We start from the raw sequence: 5,564 nt of genomic DNA on the forward strand, positions 1-5,564 counted from the left end.
ACGTCGATCTCGATCGTCAGCTTGGCGGCCCGGCCGAGATCGACGGCGAGACCGGAGAACACCTCCATGTCGTCATTGACGATCGCCTGGCGCGACAGGTTGATGATGTTGCCCTTGGTCGACGCGGTGATCGCCTCCTTCGCCAGGTCGGGGATCGGCTTGTTCTTGAACTCGCCAGCCTCGTTCACATTGTCGAGCGCGCCGAACGAGCCGCGCAGGTACCGGCTGTGCGGGCGGAAGTCGGTGACGGTGCCGGTACCGCAGAACCGGGTCCAGGTGTCGGGCGTGGTCGCGTAGGCCGCCTGCAGGGTGCGATGGATCGCGTTCTCGAACAGGACCGGAAAGTCGCTGGTCGTCTGCGTGATCACCGCGCCCTGCGACGTCATCGCCTGGCGCACGATCTGGTCCGGGTCGCGGGTGGTGATGTTCACGCCCAGATTGCCGAGCGATTCACGCGCGAGGTCGACGTTGCGCACGCCGCGGAACTCGCCCGGATCGATCTTGACGGGCTTGCCGTTCAGCGCAGCCGCCTTCTCGACGAGGTGGGCGACGCCCGCCTTGACGAGCAGCCAGTTGGTGGCGCCCTCGCGAAACTTCTCACGCTGGTCGACCGTCACTCGCGCCGGGCTGTTGTGCCCCACGTTGGCGGCGTCGCCTTCCTCAGCCAGCTTGTCGAGGATCTTCTCGCGCGCGGTGGCGAGCGCCGTGCCGTCATTCACCAGCCCGTCGATGAAGTCGGCAGGCAGGTTGTGTTTGGCGCCGAGCGCGCGGATCGTTCCGACACGGGTACGCTCAGCGGTCACGGCGTTCTGCACGTCGACCGCAGTGAGTGCCACAGCGGAGGTGTCGGTGTGAGCTGCCGGGAGGCTGGTGACCGAAGTCAGAGCGAGCGCCCCCGTGGCGGGTAGCGCGTCCTGCGCATCGAGAGCAACGGCAGAACGGGTGATCTTGTCGATCTCGTCCTGTGTGCCACCATCCTTCTGGAACTTGGCGATCGCGGCAACCAGCGCCGCGCGGGTCTTATAGAGGTCCATGGTTTTCTCCTGTGGACGTTTAGGAGCGGCAGCGGCCGTCCGCGGGGTTCCCAGCATCGCCATGGCGGAGATGACCGGGCTTTCGGGGGCCTTGCGAAACCCGAATGCTGACACGTTGCAGGCCGCGGCGTTCGACGCCTCCGACACAGACGTGATGAACTTCTGCTCGAGCGCCTGCTCGGACGTGAGCCAGGTTTCGGCGTCGAGCATGGGGATCAGATCGTCGGCAGTGAGCCCGGTCTGACCCGAGTAGATCCGCACGAGCTGGTCGCGGATCACGTCGAGCTTGTCGGCCGTCGCGCGGAGCTCGCGGGCGTCGCCGATCGCCACATCCCAGGGATTGTGGATCATCATCAGGGCGTTGTCGGCCATGATGATCTCGTCGCCGACCATCGCGATCACCGAAGCCATGGAGGCCGCGAGCCCGTCGATATGGACGGTCACCTTGCGGCCGGCGGCCTTGGCAGCGGCTAGCGCGTTGAAGATCGCCAGCCCTTCCATGACGTAACCGCCGGGGCTGTTGATGCGCACCACGAGGTCGCCATCGTCGCTGGCGATCAGGGCGAAGAGCGTCTTGGCATCCAGCCCATCCCACTCGTCGCCGACGATGCCGTAGATTAGGATTTCGAGCATTCAGGCCCCCTGAGGCTGGCCGGGCTGGGCGGAGGTTTGTTGCTCCGCAGGATTGCCGACGGCGGTCACCCGGCGCGGGTCGCAGTCGAGGATCAGCCCGAGGCGGTCGAGCCGAGCGAAGTCAGCGGTGAGCTCGGCGAGGAAGGTATCGGGGTCCTCGCCACGACGGCGAGCGGCCGCGGAAATTGTGTCCTGGCCCGAACGGATCGCGTCGCGGGTCGCCTTGATCTCTTCGGCAGGGTTGATCATTTCCCGACCCGGCGGCGTCCAGCGGACGGTGACACCCTCTACGTCCTCGCCAACCATGGCGAAGGCATCGATCAACCAGCCGGCCACCGCGCCGCAGAACTGGGGGATGAACATTGCCCACTGCCACGCGGCCAGGGACCGCTGGTACTCCAACCAGCCCATACGACCGGACGAGAAGTTGACGTTGGACAGGTCACCGGTGAGCGCCTCGTACGGCACCCCCAGGCCAGCACTGACGGCGCGCAGCGACACCTTGGTGTAGTCCGCATAGCCATCGACGCCCGGCGGGCTGGAGAAGGTGACATCCTCACCCGGCCGCGCATACTGAAACGTGCCGGGCTCGATGTAGTCGAGCGGCTCGCGATCGTCTGGCCCGCCTTCTTCCTGAGCAATGCCGGGGATCACCCCGTCGGGATCTTCGCCAGTCACGACGCCGACGAACGCGCTGGCGAGCTTCTGGCGCGTCAGCTGCGCATCCTCGAAGTCGCCGAAATCCTTCATCCGCAGGATGACAGGTGCGAACCAGGTGGCGCCGTGCTCCATCTCCGGGCGGTCGGCGCGGAAAACGTGCGCGACGTCCGCAGCCTTCACGAAGGTCGAGCCCAGCGCGTCGGCACGGCCGCCCCCAGGATGGCCGTTGTAGAGCCAGTACCCCTCGCGCGCGCCCAACGGGCTGAACTGCACACCGTTGATCAGGAACCCGCCCTGTACACCCGGCGCGGTCGACAGCGGCCCATGCTTGGAGGGGTCGATGTAATCCGGCTCGATCACCTGCAGCTGGAACGGCAGCGGCAGCCGGTCCGAAGCGCGGCGCCAGCGGCGACGCATGACGACTGCGCCGCTCTCCACGATGGTACGCGCCGCCTGGAGCTGGAGGCCGTAGAGATCATGCCGACCGCTGGCGTCGCATGCGGTGGTGTCGAGATGACGGCGGGCCAGCTTGTTCAGCCGGTCATCGATCTCCCCGTCCCGATACACCTGGAAGGTGATGCCGGTCCCGACCATGTTGTTCGCGATCGTGGCTGCGCCGCGCGCCGCGACGGGATTGTTGCGCACGAGGTCGCGCGCGATACCGCGCAGCGCCGCGGCGACCGCCGGCGTGAGCTCGCCGTTGGCATCCAACCGGGTGCGCCGCCAGCCCGCCGCGCGCCGACCGAGCGTCGCCCCGTCGTATTCCGCACGTGCGCCGCGACCGGGACGGATGCGCTTGCGATCGCTCGCGACGGCGGGCGCGGGCTCGGCAGCCGACCGTCGCAGCAGCCGGTCCATAAAGGAACGTTCGGCCATTTACAGGCCGCTCCGGTAAAACGGCACGCGGCGGCGGACGATCGAGCTCTTCGCCGTCGTCTCCATCCGTAGGCGAGCCTCTAGCACCTCTTCTGCCTTCAGCAGCTGGTCCAGGGCATGGTTCTCCACCGATCGGCCGTCGGCGAACGTCACCTTGCGGGCTTCGACGATCCTGGCTCGGATCGCGTCGAGGGCGGTTTTCGTGTCTGCCATTCCTACCTCCCTCGGCTGGTGAACGGATTGGCACGCTTGGGCTTCGGCTTCTTCGCCGCAGCTGGGGCAGCTGGCTGAGCGGGAGCGCGATCGTCAGGGACCTGCTTTGGGGCGGGAACCGGCGGGGGCGCCGGCTTCGTGAACTCGCCCCTGGCCTTCTGCCAGTCGCTTTCCCGCCAGCGATCCACACCCAGCGAGAAGGCAACGGCACGGGCATAGACCGCGTTGTCGAGCGCCTCGTTGCGATCGCGGACCTTGTGCCACTCCTTGCGGAAGCCGCCGCTGCGCAGCCGGATGATGCGAAGCTCCTCCGCCACCAGCTGCTTGATCCACTCGTCGGTGGTGCCGTCCGGCAGGAAGACATACCCGTCCGGGTATTCCTCGCCGTCGACCGGCTTTTCCTTCTCCAGGTCGCCGAACAGTTCGAGCTTCAGCATCGACGTGCCGATGTTCCATAGCCGCACGCCGCGCTTCATCTTGCGGCCGTTGACGGTGACGTCCTGCCAGGTCGGCGATCCGATCGGCTGGTTCGCCGTGATCATGTGCCGGCCCTTCACCGCCATCACGAAGCCGGGATGGCGCCTAACCCAGGCGTACACCTCCATGGTGTTCTCGCCGTCGCCGGAATCGATCGCCACGCGCGCCAGGCGCATGACCCGGCCATCCTCGCTGGTCCAGGTGCGAGCGACTTCCGCGTCGAGCTTCTTCCAGGTCTCCTTGTCGGAGATCGAGCCGAAGACCTCGATGCGCTCGACGAACTCACGCCGTCCGTTCTGGCCGAAAGCCCAGATGTCGAGATCGATGCGACCACCGCCACCGCGTTGGACGTCGGCGGCCCCGACGAGAAGTCCGGCCTTAGCCGAAGGCGTTCCCAGCCGCATCGCCTTCTCCCGGCGATCATAGAGGCGCTGCCACTCCGGAGCCTCGCCACGCTCGGCCCATGCCTCGCCGAGCACCTGGTTGACGAAGGTACGCAGCAGGTTCGGATCCTTGCGGACCTCCATGAACTCGCGCGCGATCTCCAGCCATGCCGCACCCGGATGCTGGCTGTACGCCGCCCAGATGTGGAACGAACGATGGCGCGGGAACGCGGCTGGGTTGTGCGCTCGCCATTCGCCCGCCTCGTCCATCGCCGCCTTGTCGGCTTCGTCGATGTCGCAGCCGTTGACGCACCGGTACCAGGCGCGGGTCGGGTTCTCCTTCGGCTCCCACCGGATGCCAGCGCCCGTGCCATCGCCGAACACCAGCTGCTGCATCTCGCCGCAGTGCGGGCACGGGACGTAACGAAACTCTTGGCTGCCCAGCTCGAACAGATCGTCGATCCGGCTGAAGCCCTTCACCTTCGGCGTCGAGCCCGCAGCGCTGAACCGGCGGGGCGACGTCAGGTTGCGCTTGTACGCCAGCCGCGCGGGGTCGCCCTCTTCCTTCGACGCCCAGGGATAGCCGTCGCATTCCTCAAGGAAGACGTCGTCGGAGGTGACGCGCCGGAACTCCTTGGGGCTGTTCGCGCCCTTAATCTGGATCCAGCCGCCCTTGTAGCGCTTCGCCCGGATCTGGTTGTCGGCATGCCGGGGCTTGAAGGTGGCGACGGAGCGAACCACCGGCCACTGGAGCACCGGGTCCAGATCGTCACGGCTGAACTTCTCGGCGTCGTCGATCGTCGGCTGGTAAATCAGCGTGCGGGCCGGATCGAACTTGATGCGCCAGGCGACGAAGCACTGCAGGATGGTCGAGTAGCCGATGCGGCTGCTCTTCCGCACAGACAGCTGCGACGTCTCCGGATCGGTGAACGCGTCGGCGATGTCCGCCTGAAACGGGAACGGCCGAATGCGCGCACCATCGTCGGAACGCGCATGCTCGACCATGAACTTTGACAGCGGCGGACGTTCACGCGGCTTGCAGGCAGCCAACCAGGCGCGGGCGAGCGCTACACCATGCGGACCCGGCGCCTGATAGGGCTCAATCGTCCCCTTCTTCTTCGGGCTCGCTGTCATCGAAGCCCCCGCCGCGCGCCTCCTCAATCCGGGCCATGCTCAAGTCGGTGAGGACGTTGTTGATCTCGGCATCCACTCGGGCGCGCAGCTTCGTGTCACCCTTGGCGACACGGGCGCCGACCTGCTGGAGCTGGGCGACGATCATCACGATCAC

General features: G+C 66.8%; 4 protein-coding genes and 1 pseudogene. All 5 read right to left on the bottom strand.

Annotated elements, in window-relative coordinates; translation table 11 throughout:
* Positions 1-1,667 (bottom strand): ClpP-like prohead protease/major capsid protein fusion protein (locus MHZ35_RS17570; protein ID WP_239436807.1); only part of this gene is annotated, 1,667 nt, incomplete at its 3' end.
* Positions 1,668-3,185: a phage portal protein gene (locus tag MHZ35_RS17575; protein ID WP_239436808.1), complete on the bottom strand. Its 1,518-nt coding sequence runs from the start codon at positions 3,183-3,185 to the stop codon at positions 1,668-1,670. It abuts the gene before it with no gap.
* An 18-nt stretch (positions 3,186-3,203) separates the two neighbouring features.
* A complete protein-coding gene (locus MHZ35_RS17580) occupies positions 3,204-3,416 on the bottom strand; it encodes a hypothetical protein (RefSeq protein WP_239436809.1) in 213 nt (70 codons plus the stop codon).
* Between the two features lie 2 nt (positions 3,417-3,418).
* The gene (locus tag MHZ35_RS17585; RefSeq protein ID WP_239436810.1) at positions 3,419-5,410 is read right to left on the bottom strand and encodes a phage terminase large subunit family protein; all 1,992 of its coding nucleotides are present in this window, start codon (positions 5,408-5,410) and stop codon (positions 3,419-3,421) included.
* Positions 5,376-5,564 (bottom strand): annotated as a pseudogene (locus tag MHZ35_RS17590) (terminase); the annotation flags it as partial. The gene MHZ35_RS17585 and the pseudogene MHZ35_RS17590, both read right to left, overlap by 35 nt.

Source organism: Sphingomonas sp. ACRSK (genome assembly GCF_022346685.1).
GTDB classification, from domain to species: domain Bacteria; phylum Pseudomonadota; class Alphaproteobacteria; order Sphingomonadales; family Sphingomonadaceae; genus Sphingomonas; species Sphingomonas molluscorum.

Excerpts from the sequence above, each read along its gene's own strand:
- MHZ35_RS17585 (WP_239436810.1), bottom strand. The coding sequence starts at position 5,410 with ATGACAGCGAGCCCGAAGAAGAAGGGGACGATTGAGCCCTATCAGGCG.
- MHZ35_RS17575 (WP_239436808.1), bottom strand. The coding sequence starts at position 3,185 with ATGGACCGGCTGCTGCGACGGTCGGCTGCCGAGCCCGCGCCCGCCGTC.
- MHZ35_RS17580 (WP_239436809.1), bottom strand. The coding sequence starts at position 3,416 with ATGGCAGACACGAAAACCGCCCTCGACGCGATCCGAGCCAGGATCGTC.